Raw genomic sequence first — 3,673 nt, 5'->3', positions numbered from 1 at the left:
TGCCTATCTTTTTTTACCACAAGTTGGCTCAATCCTTACTAGCTATGGGTTTTGGGTGGGTTGTCACCCCCCCAGGCATTATTAAGTAAGCTAAAGTTTACTTAAATTTTTATTGCACAAACTCGCTAAATCCAGCGAAACAAAAGAAAGCGAGTTATGAGAGAAAGAAGGCGATCGCACTGCCATTTCTCAAAAGCAAATGCAAAAAATAAATTCCCCGCAGCAACGAAGCCAGAAGCGTCCCCGTCTTTTAGCCTTATTTGCTGTCACATTAGCCGCCGTCTTGCTTTTATTTATTCTGCCGGCACTGACTCAACAGCCAGTCGTGCTCACCATGTTAATGCAAGGTCAAGACCTTGTTAACTGGAAACCCTTTGTCAAAGAATTTGAACAGAAAAACCCCGACATTCGCATCAACCTCATAGAAGGGCCTTTCGACAGCAACCTCATAGAAAATCTTTACACATCTGCCTTTCTTTTAGGCGAATCGCCCTACGACATCATCAACATGGATATTGTCTGGGTTCCCAAATTTGCAGCCGCAGGTTGGGTAAGCGATTTGACAGACAGAATTCCCCCCGAACAACTATCAAAATTCATCCAAGGTAACGTCGAAGGCGGGCGGTATCGGGGCAAACTTTACCGAATTCCCCATGCTTCCGATGCCGGAATGCTTTATTACCGCAAAGACATTTTAGAACAAGCGAAAATTCCAGCGCCGAAAACTTTTGAAGAGATGGTAAAAATCTCTCAAAACTTGCAGAAACAGGGAAAAGCAACTTGGGGTTATCTGTGGCAAGGCAAACAATACGAGGGAGTATCTGCGATGTTTGTCGAGGTACTCTCCGGTTTTGGCGGCTTCTGGGCAAACCCTCAAACTTTTGAAGTTGGCTTAGATAAACCGGAGGCAATTAAAGCAGTGGAATTTCTCAAAAATACGATCGCCTCTGGCATTTCTCCTCCGGGTGTCACCACCTACGGCGAAGAAGAAACCCGGCTGTTATTTCAAAACGGCAAAGCGCTATTTTTGCGAAACTGGCCGTATGTTTGGAAGCTGGCAAATGCCGAAGGATCGAATGTTAGAGGCAAAATTGCGATCGAGCCAATGCTCAGCAGTACCGGTCAAACAGGCGGTTCCTGCTTGGGCGGCTGGGGCTGGGGAATTGCCAAAACCTCAAAACATCCAGAACAAGCGTGGAAAGCAATTCAGTACCTTACCAGCGAGGAAACACAACGCAAATTTATTTTACAAACAGGTTTAGTTCCCAGTTACAAATCCCTATTTATTAACAAAGAAATAGTCGCAAAATATCCCCACTACCCGCAACTGCTAAAAGTAGTGGAACGGTCAGCTTTGCGCCCGCCCCTGGCACAATACGCTCAAGCTTCTGATATTTTGCAGCGTTATTTGAGTTCAGCTTTTACCGGGAGAATGAGTGCAGAACAAGCAATGAAAGCAGCAGCTAGCGAAACTCGCAATTTATTAGGCAGTTTAAAACAACCCCAAGCTTCTTAACTTCTTGCTTTCAGATCAATCCCCCTAGTTAATAAGGAGGGGACTGGAACTTCCAAACTTTTAAAAAAAAGTAAGAACGGGAACGTTCAAAGTCCTCCTTATTAAGGGGGATTTAGGGGGATCGAGACTCGGCTGCAAGCGAGAGATACAAACTCCCTCTTATTAAGATCAAACGAGAAAAAGGTGAGAATATGCAATTAGACAAGATGCGACAGCGCGAACAAAAAACCGGATGGATATTAGTAGCACCAGCTTTGATAATTCTGATGCTAGTATTTGCTTACCCAATATTGCGCGCTTTTTGGCTGAGTTTATTCACCCAAAACCTCGGTACAGAATTAAAACTGGTTTTTTCCGGTTTTGCTAACTACAGTCGAATGTTAGGCGACGGGCGTTTCTGGCAAACTTTAGGCAACACCACAGTATTTACAGTCGCCTCTGTTGTGCTGGAATTAATTATCGGTATGGGCATTGCCTTAGTCTTAAATCAATCCTTCCCAGGGCGCGGCATCGTGCGGACAATTTCCTTGCTGCCTTGGGCGCTGCCCACTGCATTGATGGGAGTAGCTTGGGCGTGGATTTTTAACGACCAATACGGCGTAATTAACGACATTTTGAGGCGCTTGGGATTGATTCAAAATAGCATTAGCTGGTTGGGAGATCCGACTTTGGCAATGATGGCAGTGATTACAGCAGATGTGTGGAAAACTACGCCCTTTGTCAGCTTGCTTTTGCTAGCGGGATTGCAATCAATTCCCGGTGATTTGTACGAAGCACACGCGATTGACGGCGCCAGTAGCTGGCAGAGCTTCCGTCAAGTTACCCTGCCCCTGCTGATGCCGCAAATTGTGATTGCTTTGCTGTTTCGATTTGCCCAAGCTTTCGGCATTTTTGACTTGATTCAGGTGATGACGGGAGGGGGACCGGCGGGGGCAACGGAGACGGTTTCTATCTACATTTACAGCACGGTAATGAGGTATTTAGACTTTGGGTATGGGGCGGCTTTGGTGGTGTGTACTTTTTTGTTGTTAGTGGCAGCAGTTGCGATCGCCGCTTACCTGTTATCGAGAGCCCGCATCAATGCAGCCGGAGGAAACTAAAACGATTTTAGATTTGGGATTTTTGATTTTAGAGAACCAACTGTTGCACTTTTATTTCATTGGTACAAATTATGTCTATAGCCCGCGAACAACCCACGAAAAAAACCTTTAACATCCGGCAATTAATCTTGCCAATTTCAGCGCTCTTAATAGTCGCATATTTCCTTGCACCCATCCTCTGGCAGGTGCTAACTTCTTTCAAAGTAAATGCCGATATTTCGGCAATTCCAAACGTCTACATTCCCAAACGAATTACTTTCGAGCATTACCTGTCGCTGTTCCAGCGCCGCCCGTTTGCTCTTTACATTTTAAATAGCGCTTTTGTTTCCATTACTTCAACATTACTGTGTTTAGCAGTAGGCGCTCCCGCAGCTTACGCTTTAGCCCGGTTGCGGCTGTGGGGCGAGAGAATCATCCTGGCAACTGTGACAATTGTAACGCTATTTCCGGCGGTGCTGCTATTTTTGGGACTGCTGGAAATTGTCAAAGCTTTGGATTTAGGCAATAATTATTTAGCATTAATTATTCCTTACACCGCAATTAATCTGCCGCTGACAATTTTGGTGATGCGGAGTTTCTTTCAACAGTTGCCAAAAGATTTGGAAGATGCGGCTAAAGTTGACGGATACAACACTTTTCAAATGCTGTGGCAAATCGTACTGCCGATGACATTTCCCGCGTTAGTCACAACTGGAATTTTAACATTTATTTCAGCTTGGAACGAGTTTATATTTGCACTGACATTTATGACTCGCGAATCTCTAAAAACCATTCCCGTCGCAACGGCTCAACTCAGCGGGGTGTCAGTATTTGAGATTCCTTACGGGCCGATCGCCGCAGCCACCGTTTTGGGAACATTACCCTTGGTTTTGCTGGTTTTGGTGTTCCAGCGGCGCATTGTTCAGGGTTTAACTGCGGGGGCGGTAAAAGGATAAATCAATTTTAGATTTTAGATTTTAGATTTTAGATTGAACTGGTTCCTAGGGCGTCGGTTCAGTATTAGGAGTTGACAAAACAAACTGAAAATGATAGGTGAATTGAAAAGCCTGTTAAATTC

Annotated in this window: 3 protein-coding genes; all 3 read left to right on the top strand. The window is 44.9% G+C overall.

Features of this window, described 5'->3' with window-relative positions:
- Positions 1-199 precede the first annotated feature (199 nt).
- The 3 genes from QUA77_RS28725 to QUA77_RS28715 all read left to right on the top strand — a co-directional run bounded on the left by QUA77_RS28725 (position 200) and on the right by QUA77_RS28715 (position 3,551).
- Entirely contained in the window at positions 200-1,516 is a 1,317-nt protein-coding gene (locus QUA77_RS28725; RefSeq protein ID WP_333035172.1) for an ABC transporter substrate-binding protein, read from the top strand.
- A gap of 191 nt (positions 1,517-1,707) precedes the next feature.
- Positions 1,708-2,616: a sugar ABC transporter permease gene (locus QUA77_RS28720; protein WP_333454010.1), complete on the top strand. Its 909-nt coding sequence runs from the start codon at positions 1,708-1,710 to the stop codon at positions 2,614-2,616.
- 71 nt (positions 2,617-2,687) lie between these two features.
- Positions 2,688-3,551, top strand: a complete 864-nt coding sequence (locus QUA77_RS28715; protein WP_333454009.1) for a carbohydrate ABC transporter permease — start codon at positions 2,688-2,690, stop codon at positions 3,549-3,551.
- Positions 3,552-3,673: the final 122 nt, after the last annotated feature.

Source organism: Microcoleus sp. K5-D4, from assembly GCF_036704575.1.
GTDB lineage: Bacteria > Cyanobacteriota > Cyanobacteriia > Cyanobacteriales > Microcoleaceae > Microcoleus.
The sequence above is the reverse complement of the archived record's forward strand: the minus strand, read 5'-3'. Positions and strand labels throughout refer to the sequence as shown.